Genomic DNA, 25,791 nt, shown 5'->3' with positions numbered 1-25,791 from the left:
ACTTAAGATTTTCTGAATTTGAAAAGGGAATTCATTTAAAGTCACATAATATCTTTCGCGGCAAATCAAACGCAAGCACAACCGGTTCTGCAAAGTCAATTTAACAATTTTACGCCAACGAATAATAGGATCAAAAACGGACAGTTAAGTAAAGTATATAAATATCTATCGTCCCACTAAAATTGTTTATTAAATAGCTCTGTAAGCTCCCCCTATATTCGGGCCATTCGTAATTAGAGTTTTCAGTTTTTTAGTATTCAAAAAAGGTTGGATTAATAAATTCAACCGGCGGTACATTTCCCAGCGATTCGTGAGGTCTTTCGTAGTTGTAATCGTGCTGCCTCTCCTCAGCCATTTGCCGTACTTTCCTTAGGCTGTAAAACAAATAAGCATCAGTAATTCTTTCCTTAAACAACCATTGTTGCGTTCTACAAATCCGTTCTGCATAGGTTTGCCTGGTTGTATGAACTGTAGCCTGATTTGTTTGTTATCGCACCATTGTTGCAATCTGTCACTGATAAATTCGGGACCATCGTCTACACGTATTCGCGCTGGTTTTGTTCTTCGTTCTATTAACTGTTCAAGTGTTCGGATCACTCTGAGTGCTGGCAGCGAAGTATCGATTTCGATAGCCAGCGACTCACGGTTATAATCATCGATGATATTCTGCAGTCTGAACCTTCTGCTGTTTACCAGAGTAAGGTCGCTGGATCATACCGACGTTTTGGAAGAATTTCCGAGACAGCAGGGAAGCATAGGAAGAAGTAGTGATAGTTTATGTGGCCGCTTTTTTATTGTCCTTTGAACAAAACTTGTAAAAAACTACCGGGATCGACATAAACAGTTAAACAATACAAATTTATCATGCTTCGTTTTTACGTTCACCCATTGCCATCTTCTTTATCTCCTCCTCAAACCAGGGCAGGTAGTTTTCAATTTGTGACACCAGGAAATAAGGAAGGTTCAATAAATAAAATGTCTTTTGTCCAGATGTTGTGAGAACAGAAATACTTAGCTTACCTGCATAGAATCGTATGGCCATATTATGCGGAGCCATGTCCATAAACAGATGTAAAGAACGTAATCGGCCGTTGGCTCCTGATTTTACCTCAAGAGGTATCAACTTCCCGTCATACTGATATAAATAATCTATCTCTGCTACGGCCGTGTTTTTCTCTCTTACCCAAAAATTAAGACCATGTAAGGCACTATATTGTCTTGCCAGTAATTCCTGTCCGACAATGTGCTCTATCATTGTACCGCCATATACTGAATTAAGATCTGCTGTTCCTATTATTTCCTTCTGTATGCCGACAAAATAATTCAGCATCCCTGTATCTAAATACTGCAGCCGTGGCGATCTTTCATAATCAGGTTGAAGCGGAAGTACAGGACTGGTTTGTGGATAGATCAGGTGAATTAGCAAGGCCTTTTCCAATGTGCGCAATGCCTCGCCCATTTCCCTTGACTTATAAGTTGAGTTGCCAAACCCCTGAAACTTTATTCGTTTCCCTGCTTCGGCAAAACAAGAACGAATGGCATGTCGGATATAATTCGCCTGTGCGTTGTTTGCCGCATATTTTTCTACATCGTCCATATAAGAAACCAGGAGTGACTCATAGGTAGTAGTTAAAGCAGTCAGATCCTTATCCCTCGCATACTGTTCGATTATCTCAGGCATCCCGCCAATCACGCAGTAAGTGCGAAATAGCTGCATTAGTTTATCATGTGCAAAGTCCGCCAACGGAATGTTCTTTAGTTGTTCAAGTGCTGCTGTTTCGTCAACGGCCCCTAAAAATTCAGGAAAAGAAACTGGGTGTATTACCAGGTATTCTACCCTTCCAACCGGAAAACTAATCTCTGTATTGAACAGACTTTCCAGCATTGATCCGGCCGCAACAACCGGGATGTCCGGCTCCTCCTCATAGAAATAACGAAGCTGCTGTAAGGCTTCAGGAACTTCCTGGATTTCATCTATAAAAATGAGCGTCTCCTTTCTTTTTGCAAACGAAAGGTTTTTGAGGAAAAATAAGGACTGCAGGAGGGTATCAAAATTGCTGAATTCCGCAAAGGGTTTCCTGTCTTCGGGAAGCTCTAAATTGAGATAAAGATATTGCTCAAATTCAGCAGCAAACTGGCGCACCACCGTTGTTTTTCCAACCTGTCTGGCGCCCCGGATAACTAAAGGTTTTCGGGCATCCCGATGACGCCATTTTTGCAACTCCTCCAAAATATCCCTCCGAAACATGTAACAAAGTTAGGGTATTATTTTAATATAATTGTATTAAAATTAGGGATATATTAAAAATAAATCGTAACGAAATTAGGGATACTTACACATCAATTAAACGATTGCCTGAACTCCAAAGGGGACAATTTGGTTTTCGTCTTGAATAGCTTACTAAATGATTGCGAGTGCTCAAAGCCCAATTCGTAAGCAATTTCGCTGACCGATAAATGAGTGGTAGATAATTTTTCTTTGGCTTTTTCTATCAGCTTTTCATGTATATGTTGCTGTGTGCTTTGCCCGGTAAGCACTTTCAATAGACCACTTAGATACTTGGGCGATACGTTTAAGGTTTCTGCAATATATTGTACCGTAGGCACACCTTTTGAAATCAGTTCTTCATTGTCAAAATAGCGGGCAAGCAAATCCTCCAGTCTTTCCAAAATCTGGTGATTGGCTTTTTCTCTTACAATAAATTGACGGTGATAGAACCTTTCAGAATAATTGAGTAAGGCTTCAATATGTGAGACAATGATCTGCTTACTAAATTGATCAATATTGGAATGATACTCCTGCCGGATGTTGTCAATAATCCCATTCAATGTTTTTTCTTCCTTATTTGACAGAAACAATGCTTCATTTACCGAGTAATCAAAAAACTCGTATCGCTTAATGTTCCTGGCCAATGAGGTATTCCAAAAGAAATCCGGGTGGATAAGCAACATCCACCCGGAACGTTCTTTGGTAGTATGATTGCCTAACTGGATTTTAAAAACCTGGTTAGGCGCAATGAAAAACATAACTCCTTCATTAAAATCAAAAGCATACTCCTGTTGCCCATACTTCATTATTCCTTCAATGCCCCGTTTAACCGAAACCTGGTAGAAGTCAAAGATCCAGTTTACTTCGTTGGTGTCTGGAGGGCGTTTTATGGAAGCATAGTCTACAATGCTGATCAGCGGATGATCAGGCTTGGGTAACCCTCTCAATTGGTGAAATTCGCTGATGGTTTTTATTCGTACCGTTCGATTTGGCTCCATATAACCACTTTATAGTAGTCGAATTTGCTCATTCACGTATACAGGTTCTTAGCGATACCATCTAATGTTTAATTATCAGGCCATCCGCTGCAAATTCCTGTTATGTAAATATATTTTATGCAATGCGTTTACGCTAAAAATAGTTTTGTTGCATGTCTTCCAACAATCCTATGTGTTTCGGCCGCCAGCCCAGCTGCTCCTGTGTTTTTATGCTGGTTGCCGGATTGTCAAACACGATAAAGCGACTCATCCATTCAAAATGTGCGGCGGTTTCCTCTTCTGATAAAGATGCTGTGGGTAGGTTGAGATTTTCACCTATTAATTCGGCCACTCTTTTAATTTCAATGTCCGTATCACCCACGGCATTATATAAAGCACCTTTTGCCGCTTTTTCTGCGGCCAAACGAAATAATGTTGCAGCATCTAAGCGGTGTACGGCAGACCAGCGATTCGTCCCATTTCCGGGATAGGCCGAAACACCATGTTTACGAGCCTGTGAAATGATAAACGGCACAAACCCCTGATCTCCTTTGTCGTGTACAGATGGTGATAAACGAACGGCCGAGGCATGTACGCCCTTTTCCGCTAATGCTAAAGCTGCTGCCTCCGAAAAACGAATGGAATATTTTGCTACGCTTTCTTCCGTTACAAATCCATCGTGAAGGGGCAAACCTAAAATACCGGCCGATACCACTATGGGCTTATCTGTACCGATTAAAGCCTCGCCCATAGTATCAATAGCAGTCTTATCTATTGCCGCCGCATTTTCATACCGGGAAAAGTCGTGAATAAAACCTGTGTGTATAACACCATCAGCGTTTAACGCGCCTTGTTTTAACACGTCCAGATCAGTAAGGTCGCCGATCAAAACATCTGCTCCGCTCTCGCGGATTTTTTTTGCCGATTCGTCTGAGCGGGCTAAACCAACTACCTGGTGTCCTGCACCGACCAACTCCCTGGTTACCGCAGAACCGATGAAGCCCGAAGCTCCTGTCACAAATATTTTCATTTTAATGTGTTTTTGTTGGAACAAAGTTCCGCACCATTGAAAAAACAGTTGTAGCCAAAGTTCAGGTTGTTGTAGGCAAAAAGAAATGATGAAATGGGGTACTGGCCTGTACGAGTAACAGCTAACGTACGGGTTTTGTGGCCTGCGGATTTCTTTTTCCTTAGCCGGCTTCGGGAAATAAAGTCAGATAGCATTCAGAGTGATTAGCACTTATTCTTCCGCTGCCATAACACAAAGCCTCCTGTTGCGCGCGCTGCATTGTTGTAAATCTGTGAACCTGCGCCTTCTTTTGCTGCCTGGCCGTCGTTCCTGTAACAAAACACCCTTCTCAACCGTATGTATCATATGATTACTGCCCTGAAAGCCAGCCTTTTTTGCATCCTTATATTATGCAGCCAGCATTTAAAAGCACAGGATTGCGACTGCCTGGCAAATTTTGATACGATGGTCGGCCGGGTGACAGCGAGTTATGCTGGCTTTCCCGATAAAGTAAAAAAGGATACACGGAAAGATTTCAATGCATTTACCAAGGGATTACGCCAGAAAGCACAGACCTCAAATACCACAGATTCCTGCTATCTGCTATTACGGACCTGGACAAATTATTTTAAGGATCGCCATTTACGGGTTCAACTGGATTGGCGATACCGGGAGAAAAATCCTGACGCTGTAAAAAGACTAAATGCCCTGCTTAGTAAGCCCGCCGGTTCTCCCTCAACCGGTGAAGTATTGTCCACTACCAGCAGCATCACAAAGTTGAGCCCCTCTACTTTGCTGATACGACTACCTTCATTTGAATGGAATCAAAAAGGCATAATTGATAGCCTGATCACAGCAAACGAAACATGGTTGAGTGAAACATCGAACTGGATCATCGATATCAGGGGTAATAGCGGAGGTACTGACTACGCGTTCAGCAATCTCCTGCCTTTTATTTATACAACACCGGTTAAGACATACCCGGATGAATTCAGATCTTCAAAAAGCAATATTGAAATTCTCGACGAAAGTTTAAAAGATGAAGACCTTTCAGCTACTGCAAAAGAGTTTACGCTGCGCCTGATCGGTCTGATGAAGGCCAACCCTTCCGGATATGTAAATCCTTATGGCAAGAAGTATTTCGAAAGCAAGCTTGATTCTGTCTATGCATATCCCAATCATATTGCCATATTAATAGATCGTAATAGTGCAAGCTCGGCAGAATCTTTTTTATTGACCGCCATGCAGAGCAAAAAAGTAACCGTTTACGGAGAAAATTCTGCGGGTATTCTCGATTATGATAATGCCCATTTTTTCGATATTCCTGATGATAACTTTAACCTCGTCATACCCATTGCCCGCTCTACAAGATTGCCGGACCATCCTATCGATAATATCGGTATTACACCAACTGTAAAGATCGATCCACAAAGAAAGGATAAGATCAGGTTTATCCAGGAACAGTTGGAACAAGCAGGTGGCCGATGACCACCTTTTAACAGCATTGGCATTCAGCGTTATTATGATTAAGAGCATGATATATTACCTGGTATTGCGTTAACGGAATTAGTTCAATAACTCTTCATCGGGGCAAAGCTGCATTAATGTTTGCAGCTTTTTTCATGCCTGGCTGCCAGTGAATTCCGCGACTTGTCATTTCAATACCATGCTAAGTTTAGTATAGTCATAAAATGTTTTTACGACGCCCTGCTATTGCAATTGCCAATGCAAGTTTCTATCTTCAGGATATTAATAAACCAAACCTGATTTTATGAAAAAACTTTTAACCGTTTTCTTATTAACGGCCATCATTACATTAAAGAGTACCAATGCTTCCGCTCAGACTTTCGAACAGGGTTTTATCGCGGGCTATGAGTTTGCCACGGAAAAACTGAAGATGGCAGCAGATGCACATCCTGAATGGGGGCTGATAATGGTCCAGATTACCAGACAGTATTTTGACGGTGAGGTCATTACCTTCAAAGACGCCAATGATGATTACCAAAAATGCATGCTGGCGGCCAGTTCAGTTAATACCGATTACGGCGGGTACGTTCTTTCAATGAAAGATGTCAACGCTGGCTGGAATGGTTACTATTGGGGCTTTCAGCAAGCCTGCGCAGATTTTGTGATAGGAACTTAGCCACTACTGCAGTACTATTGAATCAATAACACAAAGGCAAATAGGGTAGCCCGTTTGCCTTTGTTGATTTTTTATCTCATCACCCACGTCATACAGAACTCAATTATTTAAACCATGGGAGTGTAGGTAAAGTCGCTGTAAACCCTCCAGAAGAACATGCTGTCTTATTCAGAATGAACTTTTAGGTCGAAGCTCCAACACCTATTGCAATATCACACCCCTTAACCGCTCCTCATGTTCATCGGCCCATTGACCCAGTGCGGCAATCACAGGAATTAAGGTCTTTCCAAATTCGGTAAGACTGTATTCCACTTTTGGTGGTACCACGGGGTAAATCTTTTTCGTAATCAGTTCGTGCTTTTCCAATTCATTCAATTGGATATTTAAAACCCGGCGTGAAGCATCGGGAATTTTTCGTTGTAGTTCGCTTGGGCGTTTATGATTTTCATTGATAAACCACAATAAACGCACTTTCCATTTGCCATACAGCACTTCACCTATCAGGTCAAGCCCGCAATTCAGATTCGGAATTGTCTTTCTTTCATACATATCGCAAAGCTATAGCTATGTACCAATTAGTGCAATAGGGGAATAATTTATCCCTATATGAATCGTAATGCCGTACTTGTCCAAACTGTTTTTACCCGCCAATTTTGCCCTAAAGAAAAATCAAAATAATGGAACAGTTTAATTTCAACAACGAGTTATCAGGAAAGATCGCCCTGGTAACGGGAGGTACAAAAGGAGCCGGGAGAGCCATTGCGGAAAGGCTTTTACAAGCTGGCGCAACAGTGATCATTACCGCCAGGAACGCACCGGAGAAGGAAAATGACCAGTTGCATTTCATTCCATCCGACCTGAGTAAGGCAGAAGGCACACAAAAAGTAGTCAACGAAGTGTTATCCACTTACGGGAGACTGGATATCCTCGTAAATAATCTTGGTTCTTCGGTAACTCCAGCCGGTGGCTTCGCAGTCTTGTCCGATGATGACTGGGTGTCTACATTACAGGCTAATCTGCTCGCTCCAGTCCGGCTGGACAGAGGATTTTTGCCACAGATGATCGACCGGAAAAACGGTGTTATTATTCACATCGCTTCGATACAGGGCAAGCTGCCATTGTTCGAATCTACCTTGCCCTATGCAGCCGCAAAAGCCGGACTGATCAATTACAGCAAGAGTTTGTCGAATGAAGTTACGCCCAAAGGCGTACGTGTACTGACTGTTTCGCCTGGATGGATTAATACAACAGCATCGATAGCCTGGTTGGGCGAGATCGCGAGAAATGCCAATAGCACCGTAGAAGAAGCCCAACAAAGTGTCATGGATGCGTTGGGCGGCATACCTTATGGCAGACCAGCACAACCAGAAGAAGTTGCAGAGTTGGTCGGTTTTCTTGTTTCCCCAAGAGCCAATTATTTAACCGGGACAAATTTTGTAATCGACGGCGGCACCGTACCCACTATTTAATAACCTCATAATTTAAAAACAATGAACTTACCGAAAGTAGTATCAGATTTAGTAAACACACAAAACAGTTTTGATAGCGTTGCTTACGCAAATTGTTTTTCCGAAAAAGCCGTTGTACATGACGAAGGCAAAACACACAACGGACGAAAAGAGATTGAACTTTGGATTGCGGACGCCAACGCACGATACGAGGCCACCATGCAGCCCATAAGCTTTGAAGAAAATGGACCGGAAAGTCTTTTAAAGGTAGAAGTGTCCGGAAAGTTTGACGGCAGCCCGATTGTATTGAGTTATCATTTAGGAATAACTGATGGATTGATACAGTCGCTGAAAGTTACCGGATAAAGTACAAATGGCTGATTGCAGCCATTTTTTATGAATGGATTTTAAACAGGGCCGCGTTGTAAACGATTGTTGGTATTCCGATGTGCTGAAATTAACAAGCCGGTTAATGGCTGTTGACATTTTTTCTTTTAAAAATTAAGTTATAAGCGTCGGTGTCCCCTCCAAACGTTGGCATCACAAGCAGTAATAATACACCTCCTTCATAACTGTCTAAAAGCAGTTCTCCGTTTTTGGTTAATCCTATTCGGTTTTCCTGCTTTTTATAAAGACTTAGTAGAATATAAAACGGAGAAACAGGGGAAATTTTCCTCATTTTGAATTGAAAATAATTGTCGGATACTGTCCCTTTCAGTGTTTTGGTCTTAATAATTTTGTTTTGGCTGTACAGTGTAACCTTCAGGTGTTTTTCGTCAAGCGCTTTTAAATTAAGCCTGAAATCTTTCCTGGCTAACTGGTCCATATGGTTGAAATTCTTTAAATTTTTTTTGTCAGTAAAAGTCAGTGCACGGGCTAATGTCGGATACGAAGTGTCTGTCGATATGATTTCGTAGTCTCCATCCAGTTTAGACAACTCGTTAGAACCTAAGTTCTGCAAAAGATTATTTTGCGTAACAGGTTTAAGCGAATTACATGAACATAAGTATGCAACAAGGCAAAAAAAGCAAAGCGCTGTAAAATGATTCATGTTTTGGATAGTTTACGAGTAATAGTTATCGTCCGGGTTTTGTGGCTGCGGGGATTTCCATGATTCCCCAGCCTGGGGCGCGAACTAAAGTTAGGCAGAATTAATAGCGATTAGCACTTACTCTTTCGCTAACATGACAAAACCTCATGTCACGTGACCGGCACTATTTTAAACCTGTGAGCAGCCATAAAATCAAAGACCGGTAGCATTCCTGATACCGGTCTCCCTGATGAATATAAATCTCATCTTACTCCAGCTCGAGCTCCGGTACAAGTGGCGGGCCGACTGTTAAGTGTGTAATCGAAACTTTAGTGGGAGAGTTGTTATTGTAAATAAACGTGCCGGTAGTGGTTAATATGCCGTTCGAAGAGGTATTGATACCACTGAAATAGGTACCGGGATCCGGAAGAAACATGACCGAGGTGTCGCCGCTAATGAATTTGTCAAAATCGCTGTAGTAGTTATGTACTGCTTCCCAATCGTTGGTCGACATCCCACCTACAATAGTACCTTGCTGCATGGTAAAATGCGCACCGTTAATATGAAATCCGATGAGGTTGCTCGCATTGAAGCCGGCAAAAGAAGGAGCATAAGGTTGACCGTTTTGACCAGCAGGAACACTGAGCGGATGTATAAACATCGTTCCAAAATTTATTCCGCCCCCATATGAACTTACATATTCTCCCGTACTGGCATTTAGGGTGACATAGACCGAGTGACCCGTTTGAGGTGGTAGCCGCGCCATGTCTGTTGCTGATATCGCCGCGTCTTTTAGTTGTTCTTCAGGAACAGGTTCCGTTTTGGCTTTTGAACAGGAGACAAGCATTCCGGCCAGCGCCACATACATTAATTTTCTTTTCATCATACGTTGAAATTTTCTGTTGGATAAGGTTGTTATACTTCAAGGTACGATCATTCTGTACAAGCACCAATAGGAAGAAACCGTTACCATTTCTATAGAATAAGTTTTGCTAGTTCAGATTAACTAGTTGACGGATGTCAAAAAAAGATTGAGGTGCTTGATGAGTTGGCTAGCAGTAAATGGTAAATATTTACGAGCAACATCCAACGAATACCATTTTTTTTCCATTGTTATAAATCAAGCAGTACTCATGAGAAACTCAATCATCATTTTAAACCTTTCCCTCAATCGCCACATGATATTCCGGGTCTTCCATCACATTTACATCGATAACAGCTCCCGCATTACGCAGTAATGCCCGGCAGTCCTCGCTCAGATGACGCAGGTGCAATTTTTTGCCGGCTTGTTTATACCGTTCGGTTAATTTGTTCAGTGCTTCTATACCCGACATATCAGCCACACGGCTATCTCTGAAATCAATAATTACCTCGTCCGGGTCGCCGGACACATCGAATTTTTCCTGAAAAGCCGTGACCGATCCGAAAAACAGCGGACCGTATATTTCATAGTGTTTGACGCCTTGTGCATCTACATATTTTTTGGCCCGGATTCTTTTCGCGCTTTCCCACGCAAAAACAAGTGCAGATATGATAACACCAATCAGCACCGCCAGCGCCAGGTTGTGCAGGTATACAGTGATGGCGGCAACGAGAATGCCTACGAATATGTCGTGCCTGGGCATTTTGTTGATGATACGGAAGCTGGACCATTCAAACGTACCCACTGCTACCATGATCATTACGCCCGAGAGCGCCGCCATCGGCAATTTTCCTATGACCGGAGCACCGAATAGTATGATGCACAGAATGGTGAGTGCAGCAATGATGCCGGACAACCTTGCTCTTGCGCCTGCAGAAAGATTCACCAGCGTCTGTGCAATCATCGGACAGCCACCCATTCCAAAGAAAAAACCGTTTAGTATGTTGGCTGTTCCCTGGGCAACACATTCCCGGTCTCCATTTCCTTTAGTGCCTGTTATTTCATCTGCGAGATTTAGCGTGAGCAGGCCTTCCGTCAGACCAACGCCGGCCATAACAAGCGAATAGGGAGCGATCGTTTCCAGCATTTCCCAATTGAAAGGCACGGAAGGAATATGAAAAGGAGGAAAGCCGCCGCTAACGGATGCGATGTCATTCACTGTTTTCGTTTCTATTCCGAATACCAATACGATAAGAAATACTACTACGATAGCGACCAGCGAGGAAGGAATGAGTCTGGTAAACCGCGGGAGTATCACCACAATCGCAATCGTTAGCGCCACAAGTCCTGCCATAATCAGGAAATGTCCGCCGGTCAACCAGGCGGTACCGCTTTTGAATTGCTCCAGTTGTGCCATGAATATAATAATGGCAAGGCCATTGACAAATCCGTACATCACCGGTTGTGGCACCAGCCGGATGAATTTGCCCAGTTTAAAAAGTCCGACAACAATCTGGAAAATACCCGCCAGTGCCACGGCGGCAAAAACATATTCGAGGCCATGGGATTTCATCAGTGCAATAAGCACCACAACCGTTGCACCGGCGCCACCGGATATAAGGCCGGGACGACCACCCAGGATGGCTGTAACCAGCCCCATCATAAAAGCAGCATACAATCCGACAAGCGGTGGAAAGCCCGCCAGTATTGCAAATGACAGGGATTCGGGGATCATAGTCATGGCAACGGTAAGCCCGGCCAGTATTTCGTTTTTGTAGTTTACTTTCTGCGAAAAGTCGAACAGGCGTGGGTATGTCCACATATAAGAACCGGTTTAGTAGAATGGATAGTGCAAAAGGATCGGGAGGATGCCATAATAATCTTATTCATCCGGCCGCGAACTTAGGATATAAAGGGAGGAGCGACAATAAAAATTTAAACAGGATCTCTTTATTGATACGTATGCGGATTAACTTCTTTGAGAATATATTCTTTATGAAAAAGGAGACAAGCTTCATTGCCGGCAACAGAATGTACAGCAGCGGCTGGCCATGTTTTTTTGTATGTACTGAGCACCTTCAACACCTCATCGTATATGTTATACGCTGGATTATTTAAACAACGGATTTCGCCGAATGTGCTATCTCTCATTGCACGATAACTGACTGAAACTACATATTTCTTTTTTTTAGCGCGCTTGGGAAGTTGTATGGATTGGTTGAGCTTTTCTTCCAGCGTTTGCGTCCAGGAGTAGTCTGCTCCCGGAAGAGGATATTTGATTTTCACTTGGGCATACACCTTTTCCGGTTTTTTCTCTCTGGTGATTTCGATGTCCAGTTGTTCGTAAACTATGACTACAGAACCGTTTTGAGTTGCGGGCACCCACTTTGTTCGTTTTTTGATTATCCTGACGGCCTCCGCTTCCAAACCATATCCTAAAGTGGTCAGCGGTTTTACATCTGATATATTACCGTCTTTGTCGGTCACAAATTGCACAACCACCGTATAAACGCCTTTTTTAATTTCTTTTGATAAAAATGCGGTGTTGATCTTTTGCATCATGTCTTTTCGCAGCGCGGTATCGTGCGGAACGTTTTCGCTGACACTTACTTTAATAAGAATGGTGTCGGCACGAACGTCAAATTCGACAAATGCCTTTCCATAGGTGGGCTGACTAACGGCCTCACTGGCTATTAACCAACTGAGTAAAAGGAAAAAAATTGACCTCACCGTAACGTTTAATGATGAAGTTTAATTTACTACTTTTTTCCGATAAATACATTATCCTTCAGACCTGATACTTCATATCGTGTTCAGGATAGTCTGAATGTCTGAGCTGCCTGCTATTTGTTTCGCAGCCAATTCCGGCGAACATAATCACACCCGGGTATATTTTAAAAGATCAGAAATCTTTCTACTTTTAGTTAGCCGATCCTTTACAGCAGACCTTATACCTTGTATTGACTATCATTTTTTGTTAGTAAAACACAACCATGAAAATTCAATTTTTTTTGCTCGCAGCTCTCTGCAGTTGCGTATGGACAACAACGTCCAATGCCCAAATTAATGTTGGCTTTTTAACATCCCAAACAACACTTACCCGCCCACTTACCGATTCCTCTGTTTTCATTCCCCTGGTGAAGCGCGGAGGTTCCGGACGTTTCAGAGTCCGGGCGTTTTTGGAATCGTCAACAGTGCCTTCCAGCTCCTTTTCGATTGCTAACTTTTCACAGTTATTGGATTCTTTAGCGCTAAATGACTCAATAAACTATGGTGTCCGGTTGACCGTCCGGAGTAATAATATCGATCCCTCCTCCGGCATTTTGCTATTAAGAATAATTGTTGATGATTCAGCACAGCAGGTGACCGCAGACAATCGCCAGGCGATAACTACACATACGGTCAATATTACGCCCATTCCGCAACCCGTGATCAGGACACCGTATAGTTTTCGCTTTGGAAAAACACAGAAGATCGAACGGACCCGCAACAGGCAATCGGTAACCATTCCCGTGGTGGCCAACCCCGGTAGTTATGCCCGTGACAGCGCTTACGAACTGAGGGTCGTCGTCGACAGACTGAATACAAATCTTCTGGCCAGGGAGTTTAAGGTTGATTTTTCCCTCGAAAATTTCCACAACTCGACCTGCTGGACAGTTCAAATAATAATGTACATCTTGAATTGAACGGCGACTCCTTGTCTCTGGAAGACAAATTAGTCACGTTGAAGTTTGAGGTTTATAAAAATGGCGTATTGGTGCCTGATACGGCCAACAGACTGATTCCCGCTGAATTTAAAATCGGCAAATTTGTGAATGATACGCTGAAGGGGTTTCGCTATTTGGCTTATGTTGGAACGAACTTCGATCTTGTAGATGGAACCAAAGCGAAAAATCTTTTTTTCGCTACCAATGTATTTCTGCCACCATTAAAGAAAAAATCTATGGGCATGTATCTGAGTCTCTATGGAAACAGAACGATGTCCAGAATTGATTCGCTAAATTTCCAGGAAAGGCTTACCAGCCGGCGCGACGACACTTCTTATTATTCATTTGTGAGGCAGGGATCTGTTAAAATGACCACCGTATCAGACAATTTAGGTGCTTATGTAAATGGGCTCATCAAACTCGGAGGCGCGAGCAATCCCTCTAACCTGATTCAATTGTATCTTTCTCCTTCGATGGAATTTGTCTGGAGACGAATTGAACAAACCGGAGAGATTTCAAGAACGTTTAATAAAGATACGCTGGTGGTCAGAGGTCCTTCTGATCAACTTCCAAGAGATCAGGTGACAAAACTTCAAACGAATCAATTTGCATTCAATATCGGCTTTGCTGGCATTACATTGATACACGAGAGTAAGGATATATGCATGAGGTTATTTATGACGACAGGCTACAGCTCGTTATATTATCCCGGAACAGCAAAAAAAGTCAATTCCGATGGAACCACAGACTCTTTTGATTTGTTGGGAGATCCTTATGAAAAAAAATGGGATATGTTTTTCTCGGGGAAATTATGGATCACTGAAGCCGTAACCGGAATTACATTACAGGCGGAGGTTACAAATAATCTTCGTCAATCCAGACCGTACTATGGTGTTACATTGTCCAAGGCGTTTAATTTCCAGAACATTGGGAAAATTTTCCAACCGATTATTGCAAGACCCTGATAGGGTATAAGTTCCTGAGAATAAAAAGTCCATAAGGTTATGCGTTTTTATTACAAATGCCAGGCTATTTGTAGGAGAACCAATGTCAAATACCACCGCAGCAAGAGACAGCGTCAATAGGTTTAGAGCAATTAATAAGGACTTTGTTGTTGTATCAGCTACTTAATCTACAAAATTCATTCAGAATACCTGCTTCAAAAACTCATCGTTTCAATAACGCTTATAGATCATGCTAATTAAAAAGCCGCCCCATGCGGAGCGGCCTGTATTAATTTCAAAAACGCTCTCACCACACCACCACCTTCTCCGTAAACCGTACTTCCCCACTCACACGATCCACCACTTTAACCAAATAAGTCCCGGACTTTGAAAGATGAACAGTGCGGGTAACGCCCGGCAGCAGACTAAATTCCTGTACCAATGTTTTTCCATCGATGGTGATGATACTTACACGACCAGCCGTACCACCATCCAGCAATAAATTCACATTGCCTTTAGATGGCACCGGCCACAAACGCAGCGAAGCCTTATCCCCAACGCCGTTCACCATACGGACATCACTGTATTTCACCCTGCCATCGATATCCACCTGCACGAGACGGTAATAGGTTTTGCCGGCGTGATCATTGTTATCTGTTAATTGATATTGCAAAAGCGTATTGCTGTTTCCATCCGGTGCCGCACTCACCACCCGCGCAATTTTTGCAAAACCATTGCCCGTAAAGCTGCGCTCTATTTCGAAATGACTGTTATTGATTTCCTGTTCGGTTTCCCATTCCAGGTTTACCTGCTGCCTGTCTTTTCTTGCCGCGGTAAATTTCGTCAGCCTCACCGGCAAGGTGACCGGGTTATCATCCGCTACTAAGTTCACCAACGTGGTCATCGTTGCACCCTGTGCATCGGTTACCGTAAATTCAAAAGACCCGAATCCTGCAGCGGCCGGTGTAAAGGTGGCAATTGTTGCTCCGCCTACGACCGATAACACCACCGATCCGTTGGTCACGTTCGATACCGTAAACGACGGATTGCTGGTATATCCACGGCTCAGGTTACTCAGGTTTACCTGGATCGGATCGGTTGGCCTTGTAAAGTAATGCGGACCACCCATCCATTCGAGATAGGCATCCAGTTGCGTTGCGCCATTCCTGTCGGGGTCGGCATTGGCATCACTGAAGTCGCCGGCTGCAGAGGTAGTGCTGGATCCTGTCAGTCTTTCCCACCAGTCTGGCAAGCCATCGCGATCCGTATCCCAGGCTGCAGGTCTTTGCGCCGAGCCATAGTCTTCCCATCCGCCCGCGTCGTTCTGGTTGTCGATCAATCCGGGTTTGCCACTCACACTTCCGGAGTAGGTATAGGTGCCGTTCAATGTTTCATTTACTATACGCACATCGTGATCGTCGAAAGCCGGTTGATTGGCACCCACATTCGACAACACACGTTTATAGGCATCGGTAGCCGATTGCGTGTTGACATAAGACGGAAAGAAAGCGGTATCGACCCAGGTCTGCCAGTTCACCACCGCTCCATTGGAGATCTGGATTCTTCTGCCGGCATCCTGGTTGCTTTCATCAAATCGTCCCGGCATTACGTTGCCACTGAAGTAATATTGTTGTGTTCCCAATCCTACACCTTCGTGCTGCGCTGTTAATGCGTAGAAGATAGTAGAGGCCGCGCCGGGTTTGTAGTAATTGTTGACAAAGTTCACCTGGTGGGCGCCGCCGTCCGTTGTACGCGTGCCCCAGTTGTATACCACGTTGTTGCGGATATCCAGGTATCCCGAGTAATAAGCATTACCATCCAACGCGCCACCCAAACTCCAGTTGCGCCCGGAGTTATGTGCCAGCAGGTTATGATGGAAACTCCCTTTGTTGCCGCTGATGGTAGCGGCATAGCCATGCGCTGTGCCAGCAGGATAGTTCTGATGGCCCGCCACGTTCAACGCTTCGGAAATCATGTTGCGCTGAAAGGAGATGTTTCTCGCGCCGCGTGAACTGAAAGATTCGTCGATGGTCCAACTGATGGAACAATTGTCCAGGATGCAATGATCGCCCACCATTCCCATACCATCATAAGTCTGACCTCCGCCAACACGCACACGCAGGTGCCGGATAATGATGTCGCGGCCTCCTGCGCCAAACGGCGCGCCTTTTATGCAGATGCCTTTACCCGGAGCTGTTTGTCCGGCAACCGTTACATAGTTGCTGGAGATCACGAGCCTTGAATTGAGGGTGATGATGCCCGATACATCAAACATGATCGTGCGGGGACCGGTGTCATTGGTTACTGCTTCGCGTAAACTGCCGGGACCGCTGTCGTTCAGGTTCGTTACATACACCACCTTGCCGCCTCGTCCACCGCGGGCGAAGCGGCCGTAACCCTCAGCGTCGCGGAAGGCGGGTTGCCGCGGCTGGTAATACCATACATCGCCTTTCGTAATATTGCCCTCCTCGTCTTCCATATCTATCCGCCAGAAATATTTATACATGCTGTATTGATCAGTGGAGTGGAAGAAGGTATCCACGACGCGTCCTTTATACAAAGCGCCACCCGATACGGCATTGGAGACTGCTGTTGAATCGCCACCGACATATACGTGCGCGGCCACGGCGTTTTGCGCTTTCATCCATCTTAATTGCAATGAACCATTATCGGCATCCACATGTTCATCGCCGTTGGAAGGAAAGGGCCCCTGGGATTTGTACAAAGGATTGGAAGTGTTCAGCTCAAAGCCATTGATCAGCAGATTTTTGTTACTGGCAGTAAACGCCGTATCGGCCGCATATAATAACACCACATCTTCCCCGGCTACGGCATCAACGTAAAGGTAGGCCGTTGGAATTTCGGGTATAGTCAGGGCCCGCACACTCGGAGCAAGGTCTTCGATTTCCTTTACGCCATTGAGGTAAACATCAACAGGAGAAAAACTGTTGGTCGCGGGGTTATCTACATTATTATGATAGGTGAGAATGCTGTGTCGTCCGGTTGGCAGACCGCTTATTCTCATTTCGATCTGCGCGCCGTTGCTGGCATTGTTAACACGGATGCCATCGCTTCCCAACCGGGCGAAAAAAGGCGTTTCGGTGCCGGCCTTGTACCAATTGGTATTTAGTTTGTCGCCATAAGGTCCTTTGCGGATCATACGAAGGGTAAGGCCGGTTGAGGGATCTAATACGAGCGTAGCGGTGTCCACCACATTTGTGGGAAGAGCCCAGGCGATAAAGCCGGGTTCAGTTACGGCGGCGGATGGCCGACCCGTCATGTCGAAGTCGACTTTATAAACGGGATGTTGGGCCGAAGCGGACAGATGGAAAAAACCGGCTATGGCAAGCCAGCAAAAAAGGATGTGTAGACGGCAAGGCATACGTTAGATTTTAAATAAACAGTAAGGGATGGCAAATCCCTCCCGGGCGGCAGTGATGGCAGCAAAATCAAACGAGAGATAAAATAAAAGGAATGTAGTTGGTTTGGTTCCCGCTAGCAAGGGACGAAGATGGCACTACAATCGATAATAAAGCTAGCAAGCAGACAGACTTTTAAAATGTCAGATTTTCTTAAAAAGATGGAGGATTTTGTTACGATTAAAAATAAAAAAGAGTGCTGACCGTATTTCCTTTCCGGTATAATATAAGCTGTAAATTTCCCATGCAAAACGGCTGCCCTTTAAATGGACAGCCGTTGTATTGATGAATTTACTGCATTGTTTTATGCGGGCACTTTCCGCTCCATCTCTCTTTCCCAGAACCGATGCCGGCCAACATCTTTCAAAAATTTATCGACCGTATTGTTTATTGAAACGCCAGGTCCTTCTTTTACATACGTTTGATCGAGAAATGTACCGGCATCCTTTTCCGTGCCGATTGCCTTACAATGCCGGAATTGTTCGTTAACAAAATGAATGGCATCGGGTTCGTTTAACAGGTTTGCCGCCGATTTCCCTCCAGCTATAAATACCGCGTCGAAGAGTACGGATGCTGTGTTAAATAATGTTTCATCGACGGTTAGCGTTTTTCCATCAGCAGCTTTTACCGGTGCCAGCGAAGGACCGATAATTTTTATTTTAGCTCCTTTTGCCGTTGCCTTCTTTTTTAGTTCTTCCACAGAGGCCGCATCTGCTCCATCTGCGATCAGCACGGCGATACAACGGGTGGCAATGGAGCCGTTTACGTTTGCCATGCTTAACGCAGCAGATTTTTCTATCGCAGGTTTTACTTTTACCGGTGTATAATCTTTAGGGTTTCCATCCGCCGGAATGGCACCGTTTGTTACGGGCATTACTTTTTTCGGTATTTCAAGACCCAGCTTTGCGGCGACGGATCTGGCCAGATCCATATCTACATTCGTGAGGTTGTTGACCATGCGTTGCCGGATGTCAGGGATGTTCACTTTCGACAATTCGAAGGACAGGGCATCTTTAATATGTTGCTGTTCGGGTGGGGTCTGGCTTTTGTAAAACAATATCGCCTGGCTGAAATGATCGAGAAAACTTTTACTCCGTCCTCGTATTTTTTCCGCGTCTATGCGTTCCGTATAACTTGTAAAACCTCCTTCTGCGGCTTTTGCCATATAAGGACAACCGCCACCGATGCTGTTAGGAGTATAACTGGCTTTGCCTTTGTTGATCTGCATCTGCATGTGCCCGTCACGCTGGTTATTATAAATCTGATTAACAGAGCGATTAATCGGAATCTGGTGAAAGTTTGGCCCTCCCAGCCGCGACAATTGTGTATCGGTATAAGAAAATAATCTTCCCTGGAGAAGAGGATCATTACTGAAGTCTATACCAGGCACAAGATGCGCGGGACTGAACATAACCTGCTCCGTTTCGGCAAAAAAATTATCCGGGTTTCGATTCAGGGTAAGCTTGCCGACAAGCTGCACAGGCACCAGTTCTTCCGGTATGATCTTGGTGGGGTCAAGCAGATCGAATTCGAATTTATGCTCGTCTTTTTCCGGAACGATCTGTACGCCTAACTCCCACTCGGGAAAGTTCCCCTCTTCGATTGCTTCCCACAGATCGCGGCGATGAAAATCAGGGTCTTTTCCGGAAATCTTCTGGGCCTCATCCCACGCAACTGAATGAACCCCCAGCACGGGCTTCCAATGAAACTTCACAAAGCAGGCCACTCCTTTATCGTTGATCAACCTGAAGGTATGCACACCAAATCCCTCCATCATCCTGTAGCTGCGTGGGATAGCCCTGTCGCTCATGGCCCACATGATCATATGTGTGCTCTCGGGCATCAGTGAGATAAAATCCCAGAAAGTATCGTGAGCCGATGCTGCCTGCGGAATTTCGTTATCCTGCTCCGGCTTTACGGCATGTATCAGGTCCGGAAACTTCATTGCATCTTGTATAAAGAACACTGGAATATTGTTTCCAACGAGATCATAGTTTCCTTCTGTTGTATAAAATTTTACAGCAAAACCGCGAACATCCCTGGCAAGATCCGTAGAACCGCGGGATCCTGCTACGGTGGAGAAGCGCACAAATACCGGAGTTTCACGAGAGGTATCTGTCAGGAAACCCGCCTTCGTAAATTGCCTGAGCGACCTGGTCAATTTGAATATTCCATGGGCACCACTTCCTCGTGCATGAACGATGCGCTCGGGTATGCGTTCATGATCAAAGTGGGTGATCTTCTCCCGTAAAATAAAATCTTCCAGAAGTGTTGCGCCGCGCCCACCCGCCTTCAGGGAGTTGTGGTCGTCATTAATCAGCAAACCCTGGTCTGTATTCATCAGGTTATCGGTGGCATCCGTAGTGAATTTTGCCAGATCCGAAGACTTTTGATTTTTTCCTTTGGAAGAAGCAGTCCGTTTCATAATTATAGTTTTAATAAATAACAGCGCGTATAGAAAATCCGTAAACTGCCGAAAAAAATATGCCAATCAGTTTATACTTATATCTGTCATGGCAATAGAAGCATGAGGAACCATTTAGGGAAAAACCTACTCAGATTATCGCTTTTTCGTAACAGTTTGACGCTTTTGTGCTTTCAGATAAACCGCCGGATTTGCCCGCATCGGACTCAACCGATTTAATGCTGACGTAAAGAGAGGGGGCCCGGGTTTAAAAATAAAACCCACGAAGGCGAATGACCCGTGGGTTATTTTGGGATATACATTACAAGCGTTGTTATTCGGCGGGCATCTTGGTCATGTCCATGAAGAAAATTTCCCAGGTATGCCCGTCGAAATCTTCTATTCTGCGTAATTGCATGAAGCCATAATCCGTCATCGGCGTGGGCTCTGAGCCACCCGCCTTTAATCCGTTATCAACTATTTCATTTACCTTATCGACGCTTTCTGCTGACAAGGCAAACAGGGCTGCAATATTGTTTTTCGTATCGGCAAGCGGTTTTTTGATAAAGCCGTTAAACTTTTCATGGCTCAGCAACATCACGAAAATCGAGTCGCTCCACACCATGCATTTTCCCTGCTCATCTGAAAATTGCGGATTGTTGGTGAAGCCGAGGCTGGTGTAAAAGTCCATAGATTTTTGAACGTCTTTCACGGCGAGATTGATAAATACCTGTTTCATGTTTAATTGTTTTTTTGATTACAGGAACAAAGATCACACGCTGAAAATGGAAAACGCTTTACAAATGTTGAGAAATAAAATTCATTTTCCATAACCAAAAATCCGGCTTAACTGCGTAGGCGTAATACCAAGGTAGGAGGCAATCTGGTGCTTCTTCAGGCGGTTTACAAGATCCGGGTATTTACGCAGGAAGTCGGCGTAGCGGACTTTTGCAGAATCGCTGCGGAGTGAGATTTCGTAGGGCTCCTTGTCGATCACCCAATGCTGTTCGAGATAATTTATGTAGAATGCTGCGATATCATTGAATGTGGCCACCAGTATTTTGAACTCACTGAAGTCGTATTCGAGAACGGTTGTTTCTTCTAGGGCGGTAATCTCAAACATACTGACTGACTGGGTCAACGTTGCGGGTATGGAGCCCGCAATTCTTCCTTCCGGAAAAAAGTATTTGATAATGGTATCGCCATTGTCGTTGACATAGTATTGCGAGAAAAGCCCTTTTACGACAAAGGCCACGCGCCTGGGTACCTGCCCGATGCGGATGAAGTTATCGCCTTTGGGATATGTTTTTTCTTTGAGCAATTGCAGCCAGGCTTCTTCGGCTGCTGCGGAAAGATTTGTGTAAGTTTTTATCTTCTTAAAAAACTGATCGGTCGACATAGTTGATTTCTATCTCCTAAATTAGCGACGCAGGAGGGTATCTGCGAAAGGAAACCTACAGAGACGGAAAGTTGGCAGATGAATGGTAAAAATGTCGCTTGAAGGCCAGCAGCAAACGGAAAAACTGATTGACCTGGTGTTAAAAAGAAAAATGTTTTTTGAAAAATACGGGCAACAGTTTGGAGAACGGCAGTTTGCGGCCATTCGTTTTCTGTTGAAAGAGCAGGCCAATGGTAATAAAATTGAAATGAATGCCAGCCTGTATATGCATATCACCCAGGCGTCCAAAGCTACGGCCACAAGAGATATGCAACATCTGTTGGATATGGGCGCGTTTGTTTTCGCCGGACCTGAAGGAGGAAGAAGTACCCGTTATCAGTTAAATCTCTAACTTATTCCAGCTCTATATCCATTCTTCTCAACAGTCCGTCTTCCAGCGAATAAATATGCTTCACCACGCCGTCGAAAAGAATATTCCCTTCCAGGTCCTTTACTTTTTGATGCACCAAAATTTCTAATGAGCCATCTTCTCTTGCCTTAAATCCAGCAGGTTCGACATTGGGATTTATTTCGCTCCATTGCCGTGTCCAGTATTCCCGTATTGCTTCCTTACCGGTGACAAAGCCCCCTTCGAAAGCTTTCGGCCATTGAATATTTTCATGCATCGTTGATAAGGCCGAATCGATGTCTCTTGCGTTGAAGGCGGCGTAAGCCTTGCGGATTAATTGTTCGTATGAAGAAGGCATGTAGTTTTTTTTCAAAGGTATGTGCAATTCCAAATTCAGGAACGTTTCCTATGTTGGTCTCCAGACCAACATAGGCGCGGGTTTTTGTATCTTTAATCATGCCCTGGAACCCCGATGTATACAACCAGTTCAAAGAAAAACGTTACGAACCTTTCTACGATCTCATCAGCCATATAAAGGCAAAGCCCCACATGCGCATGATCGATCTGGGTTGTGGTACAGGCGAACTGACAGCCATACTGGCAAATAAATTTGCAGGAAGCAAGGTGCTGGGCATCGATAGTTCCGCGGAAATGCTGGCGAAAGCGCCGGCACAGCAAAATATTTCTTTCGTTCAACGCGCCGTGGAAGAACAATTGACGCTCGATGATCAATGGGATGTTATTGTCGCCAACGCTTCACTTCAGTGGGTGGAAGATCATCCTTCCCTTTTTCCCAGGATTATTTCGAAACTCCGGCCCGGCGGACAGTTAGCCGTACAAATGCCCTCACAGCAGGAAAATATATTGAACCAGCTACTCTATAAACTGGTGCATGAAAGTCCATATTATGAGGTACTGAAAAACGATATCCGGCATTCGCCCGTTCTTTCGCTCGATGAATACACAGCCTTGCTGTACAGTAATGGCGCCAGCGAAGTGTTGGTTTATCAGAAAGTGTATCCGATTATCGCGCAGTCTGCCGATACTTTATACGATTTCATTTCGGGTTCGGCGCTGGTGCCTTATATGGAGAAACTAAACGAGCCAATCAAGTCTGCACTCGTAAAAGAGTTTAAACAAAGGATTGCCCGGCAATTCCCGTCGGCGCCGATGGTGTATGCATTCAAACGCATTATCCTGGTTGCTTCTTTCCCTTAACCAGGTAGAAAGGAAAATTTTCGGTGATCTTGCTCACTTCTATTAATCCGGCTTCTTTGAATTCGTCTTGAATGGATTCGTCATCATAAAAGAAGACGCGCACGCCACCGAATTGCTCGTAACGGTCTTTGCCGATCAATTTTCCCTGTCCATAGGTCGCCGCCTCTTTCGTAATCGCGGTGAAAACCATATAACCACCTTCTTCTAGCTGGTTGAAACAATCGCGTACTAATTTTTTTCTTTCTTCCGTATCCAGCAGGTGAATCAATGCATAGCAGAATATGCCGTCGTACTTCTGGTCATCAAACGGCATACCGGTTACCGATCCGTGATGGATGCTGATCTTTTCTCCGTAATGTTTTTTTGCCAGCGCTATCGCCGTTGCGGAGATCTCGATGCCCGTTACCTGCATTCCGGCCTCCAGGAAAAGCTGCGCATTTCTCCCATAACCAATTCCGGGAATCAACACATTCTTTACACCGTTTTCTATAAAATATTCTTTAGCGATGATCGCTGCCTGTGCCGGCTCCGGGCCCCACATTTCCTGCTTGTCCCTGAAAGCTGATTCCCAGAATTCCATGACTGAGCTTGTTTTCGTAAAGCTACGCAATGTTTATATAATGCAACATTGTTGCACTAAAGTGAACAAAAAAGAGAGAAGGTTGTCATTAGTTTGTATTCCCTGAATTGTTTTAATTTCGCAACATGATAAAAACGGAAACCCTCGCCGATTTTTATGAAATTAAACTCAACCAGGTGCCCGATGGTCACCAGGAGCCGGGACATTTCAACGTGTTCCGCACAGAAGATTGTGTGGGCCAGGGGAAGCAGCCCGTGCAATACAGCCGGAGGGATTTTTACAAGATTTCGCTGATGCGCGGCAGGCATTTGTATCATTACGCTGACAAAAGCCTGGAGGTTAACGGATGCTCCCTTTTATTTTTCAATCCGCGTGTACCTTATACTTTCGAACAGATCAGCGAAACCGCAACCGGCTATTTCTGCATTTTCAAAGAAGATTTTTTCGCCACGCATATACGCGGCCATCTCACCGACCTGCCGATGTACCAGCCGGGAGGTAAGCCTGCATTTGTATTAAATGCGCAACAAGACGACCATGTAAGTGCTATTTTCAATAAAATGCTGGACGAAATCGGTTCTGACTACCGTTTTAAGTATGATCTGATCCGCAACTACACGCTTGAGTTGCTCCATTACGCGCTCAAAATGGAACCGTCCAATAGCTTGTATGAGCATACCGATGCCAACTCGCGCCTTACGGCCGTATTCACCGAATTACTTGAGCGCCAATTCCCGTTAGACTCACCGGCGCAACAATTCAAATTGCGCAGCGCAAAAGATTTTGCGAATCAACTGGCCGTGCATGTCAACCACCTGAATCGCGCCATCAAAACCACCACGGGCAAAACGACAACCGAACATATCATGGAGCGCCTGGCTGCCGAAGCCCGTGCATTATTGAAACACACCGACTGGAATATCTCCGAAATCAGTTACAGCCTGGGCTTTGAAGAGCCTGCCCATTTCAATCATTTCTTTAAAAAGACTGCCCGCACTACACCGTCTGCATTCCGCGCGATGGAATCTGCCTGATTGTTTGAATTTTACAAGTATCCGTTTGTTTTGTACTAACAGGAGCCTGCCTCCCCGTTATAGCTTTGCTTTATCATTAATCAAGAAGAAAATGTCAATTATGAAAAGTAAAGTATGGTATGTAACCGGTGCGTCACAGGGATTGGGACTGGCATTGGTAAAAAAATTACTGGCAAAAGGATATCGTGTAGCGGCCACTTCCCGCAAAGCAGCGGAATTGGAAAAAGCGGTAGACGCCGGTAAAGATTCATTTCTTGCTTTACCTGTGAACCTCCTCGATGAAAGCAGTGTGCAGCAAAGCATTGCCGATACGGTTGGTCATTTCGGCAGTATCGATGTGGTGGTAAACAATGCAGGCTATGGAATGGCAGGCGCATTGGAAGAGTTGACCGATGCCGAGGCAAGAGCCAATTTTGATGTGAACGTGTTTGGATCGCTGAATGTAATCCGCAAAGCGTTGCCTTATCTGCGCGCGCAAAAATCAGGGCATATTTTCAATATAGCTTCTGTTGGTGGCTTTACCGGTGGCTTCCCGGGATTTGGTATTTACTGCGCTACGAAATTTGCGGTGCATGGTTTCACCGAATCACTGGCACATGAGATCAAAGAATTTGGTCTGTTTGCCACGGTTGTATTCCCCGGTTATTTCCGCACCAACTTTCTGACGTCTTCGTCATTAAGCACACCGAAAAATGAAATGCCCGAGTATACGGCAGTAAGAGCGGTGCAGAGCACGCATACTGATCAGTACAATGGTCAGCAGGCTGGTGATCCGGACAAAGCGGCCGATGTGTTGATCCGCACGGCCGAGATGCAACAACCACCAATTCATTTGTTCCTCGGCGCAGATTCGTACCAGTTTTCTGCAGCGAAGATCGACCTGGTGAAAAAGGACATGGAAGCCTTGAAAGAGTGGGCTGCAGCTACGAATATTTAACGAGGTTTCTTCAAACAAAAGCG

The 25,791-nt window shown here is 44.7% G+C and carries 25 protein-coding genes and 1 pseudogene; 10 read left to right on the top strand and 16 right to left on the bottom strand.

The window, feature by feature from the left end; all coding sequences use genetic code 11:
• Positions 1-250: 250 nt before the first annotated feature.
• From H608_RS24895 to H608_RS0101050, 5 genes and pseudogenes are all read right to left on the bottom strand, one after another.
• Positions 251-451, bottom strand: a pseudogene (locus tag H608_RS24895) (integrase core domain-containing protein); the annotation flags it as partial.
• Positions 370-696: a DDE-type integrase/transposase/recombinase gene (locus H608_RS24890; RefSeq protein ID WP_081658743.1), complete on the bottom strand. Its 327-nt coding sequence runs from the start codon at positions 694-696 to the stop codon at positions 370-372. The pseudogene H608_RS24895 and the gene H608_RS24890, both read right to left, overlap by 82 nt.
• A gap of 166 nt (positions 697-862) precedes the next feature.
• Positions 863-2,248 carry an ATP-binding protein gene (locus H608_RS0101060; RefSeq protein WP_028786039.1) on the bottom strand — a complete coding sequence of 462 codons (1,386 nt, stop codon included), beginning with the start codon at positions 2,246-2,248 and terminating at the stop codon, positions 863-865.
• A gap of 92 nt (positions 2,249-2,340) precedes the next feature.
• A complete protein-coding gene (locus H608_RS0101055; protein WP_028786038.1) occupies positions 2,341-3,267 on the bottom strand; it encodes a helix-turn-helix domain-containing protein in 927 nt (308 codons plus the stop codon).
• Positions 3,268-3,400: 133 nt separating this feature from the next.
• Positions 3,401-4,276, bottom strand: coding sequence for an SDR family oxidoreductase (locus tag H608_RS0101050; RefSeq protein WP_038006600.1), 876 nt, complete (start codon positions 4,274-4,276; stop codon positions 3,401-3,403).
• 336 nt (positions 4,277-4,612) lie between these two features.
• Between H608_RS0101050 and H608_RS0101045 the strand changes: the two genes are divergently transcribed.
• Both H608_RS0101045 and H608_RS0101040 read left to right on the top strand, forming a co-directional pair.
• Complete coding sequence (locus H608_RS0101045; RefSeq protein WP_028786036.1) at positions 4,613-5,743, top strand: S41 family peptidase; 1,131 nt, start codon at positions 4,613-4,615, stop codon at positions 5,741-5,743.
• Positions 5,744-6,026: 283 nt separating this feature from the next.
• On the top strand, positions 6,027-6,398 hold the full coding sequence (locus H608_RS0101040; protein ID WP_028786035.1) for a hypothetical protein: 372 nt from the start codon (positions 6,027-6,029) through the stop codon (positions 6,396-6,398).
• Between the two features lie 201 nt (positions 6,399-6,599).
• Here the strand turns inward: H608_RS0101040 and H608_RS0101035 are convergent, their stop codons facing one another.
• Entirely contained in the window at positions 6,600-6,947 is a 348-nt protein-coding gene (locus H608_RS0101035; RefSeq protein WP_028786034.1) for a winged helix-turn-helix transcriptional regulator, read from the bottom strand.
• A gap of 128 nt (positions 6,948-7,075) precedes the next feature.
• Here H608_RS0101035 and H608_RS0101030 point away from each other — a divergent pair, with 128 nt between their 5' ends.
• Entirely contained in the window at positions 7,076-7,867 is a 792-nt protein-coding gene (locus tag H608_RS0101030) for an SDR family oxidoreductase (RefSeq protein ID WP_028786033.1), read from the top strand.
• Positions 7,868-7,888: 21 nt separating this feature from the next.
• Positions 7,889-8,212, top strand: a complete 324-nt coding sequence (locus H608_RS0101025) for a hypothetical protein (RefSeq protein ID WP_028786032.1) — start codon at positions 7,889-7,891, stop codon at positions 8,210-8,212.
• A 103-nt stretch (positions 8,213-8,315) separates the two neighbouring features.
• Here the strand turns inward: H608_RS0101025 and H608_RS0101020 are convergent, their stop codons facing one another.
• The 4 genes from H608_RS0101020 to H608_RS23290 form a co-directional block, all read right to left on the bottom strand.
• Positions 8,316-8,897, bottom strand: a complete 582-nt coding sequence (locus H608_RS0101020; protein ID WP_155990006.1) for a hypothetical protein — start codon at positions 8,895-8,897, stop codon at positions 8,316-8,318.
• 247 nt (positions 8,898-9,144) lie between these two features.
• Positions 9,145-9,759, bottom strand: coding sequence for a hypothetical protein (locus tag H608_RS24300; protein ID WP_155990005.1), 615 nt, complete (start codon positions 9,757-9,759; stop codon positions 9,145-9,147).
• 271 nt (positions 9,760-10,030) lie between these two features.
• Entirely contained in the window at positions 10,031-11,560 is a 1,530-nt protein-coding gene (locus H608_RS0101010) for a SulP family inorganic anion transporter (protein ID WP_028786029.1), read from the bottom strand.
• Positions 11,561-11,688: 128 nt separating this feature from the next.
• On the bottom strand, positions 11,689-12,468 hold the full coding sequence (locus tag H608_RS23290; protein ID WP_028786028.1) for an energy transducer TonB: 780 nt from the start codon (positions 12,466-12,468) through the stop codon (positions 11,689-11,691).
• Between the two features lie 263 nt (positions 12,469-12,731).
• Between H608_RS23290 and H608_RS24295 the strand changes: the two genes are divergently transcribed.
• Both H608_RS24295 and H608_RS0100995 read left to right on the top strand, forming a co-directional pair.
• Entirely contained in the window at positions 12,732-13,424 is a 693-nt protein-coding gene (locus H608_RS24295; protein ID WP_155990004.1) for a hypothetical protein, read from the top strand.
• 11 nt (positions 13,425-13,435) lie between these two features.
• Positions 13,436-14,410, top strand: a complete 975-nt coding sequence (locus H608_RS0100995) for a hypothetical protein (RefSeq protein ID WP_155990003.1) — start codon at positions 13,436-13,438, stop codon at positions 14,408-14,410.
• 286 nt (positions 14,411-14,696) lie between these two features.
• On the opposite strand, the gene H608_RS20825 is transcribed toward H608_RS0100995, so the two are convergent.
• The 4 genes from H608_RS20825 to H608_RS0100975 form a co-directional block, all read right to left on the bottom strand.
• Positions 14,697-17,771, bottom strand: coding sequence for a T9SS type A sorting domain-containing protein (locus tag H608_RS20825; protein WP_071836896.1), 3,075 nt, complete (start codon positions 17,769-17,771; stop codon positions 14,697-14,699).
• Positions 17,772-18,112: 341 nt separating this feature from the next.
• Entirely contained in the window at positions 18,113-20,233 is a 2,121-nt protein-coding gene (locus H608_RS0100985) for a catalase (RefSeq protein ID WP_028786025.1), read from the bottom strand.
• Positions 20,234-20,546: 313 nt separating this feature from the next.
• On the bottom strand, positions 20,547-20,951 hold the full coding sequence (locus H608_RS0100980) for a VOC family protein (RefSeq protein ID WP_028786024.1): 405 nt from the start codon (positions 20,949-20,951) through the stop codon (positions 20,547-20,549).
• 81 nt (positions 20,952-21,032) lie between these two features.
• Entirely contained in the window at positions 21,033-21,611 is a 579-nt protein-coding gene (locus H608_RS0100975; protein WP_028786023.1) for a Crp/Fnr family transcriptional regulator, read from the bottom strand.
• A gap of 91 nt (positions 21,612-21,702) precedes the next feature.
• Here H608_RS0100975 and H608_RS0100970 point away from each other — a divergent pair, with 91 nt between their 5' ends.
• On the top strand, positions 21,703-22,002 hold the full coding sequence (locus H608_RS0100970; RefSeq protein WP_155990002.1) for a hypothetical protein: 300 nt from the start codon (positions 21,703-21,705) through the stop codon (positions 22,000-22,002).
• A gap of 1 nt (position 22,003) precedes the next feature.
• Here the strand turns inward: H608_RS0100970 and H608_RS0100965 are convergent, their stop codons facing one another.
• Positions 22,004-22,357, bottom strand: coding sequence for a nuclear transport factor 2 family protein (locus H608_RS0100965; protein ID WP_028786021.1), 354 nt, complete (start codon positions 22,355-22,357; stop codon positions 22,004-22,006).
• A gap of 98 nt (positions 22,358-22,455) precedes the next feature.
• On the opposite strand from H608_RS0100965, the gene H608_RS0100960 reads away from it, so the two are divergent.
• Positions 22,456-23,217 (top strand): methyltransferase domain-containing protein, encoded by a 762-nt coding sequence (locus tag H608_RS0100960; protein WP_028786020.1) that lies wholly within the window; start codon positions 22,456-22,458, stop codon positions 23,215-23,217.
• On the opposite strand, the gene H608_RS0100955 is transcribed toward H608_RS0100960, so the two are convergent.
• Positions 23,192-23,797, bottom strand: a complete 606-nt coding sequence (locus H608_RS0100955; RefSeq protein ID WP_038006596.1) for a class I SAM-dependent methyltransferase — start codon at positions 23,795-23,797, stop codon at positions 23,192-23,194. The two genes, H608_RS0100960 and H608_RS0100955, sit on opposite strands and share 26 nt — an antisense overlap.
• Before the next feature lie 125 nt (positions 23,798-23,922).
• On the opposite strand from H608_RS0100955, the gene H608_RS0100950 reads away from it, so the two are divergent.
• Positions 23,923-24,831 carry a helix-turn-helix domain-containing protein gene (locus H608_RS0100950; protein ID WP_028786018.1) on the top strand — a complete coding sequence of 303 codons (909 nt, stop codon included), beginning with the start codon at positions 23,923-23,925 and terminating at the stop codon, positions 24,829-24,831.
• A gap of 100 nt (positions 24,832-24,931) precedes the next feature.
• A complete protein-coding gene (locus H608_RS0100945) occupies positions 24,932-25,768 on the top strand; it encodes an SDR family oxidoreductase (RefSeq protein ID WP_245565697.1) in 837 nt (278 codons plus the stop codon).
• Positions 25,769-25,791: the final 23 nt, after the last annotated feature.

This window comes from Terrimonas ferruginea DSM 30193 (genome assembly GCF_000425585.1).
Lineage (GTDB): Bacteria > Bacteroidota > Bacteroidia > Chitinophagales > Chitinophagaceae > Terrimonas > Terrimonas ferruginea.
This window is presented reverse-complemented; position numbering and strand designations above follow the sequence as displayed.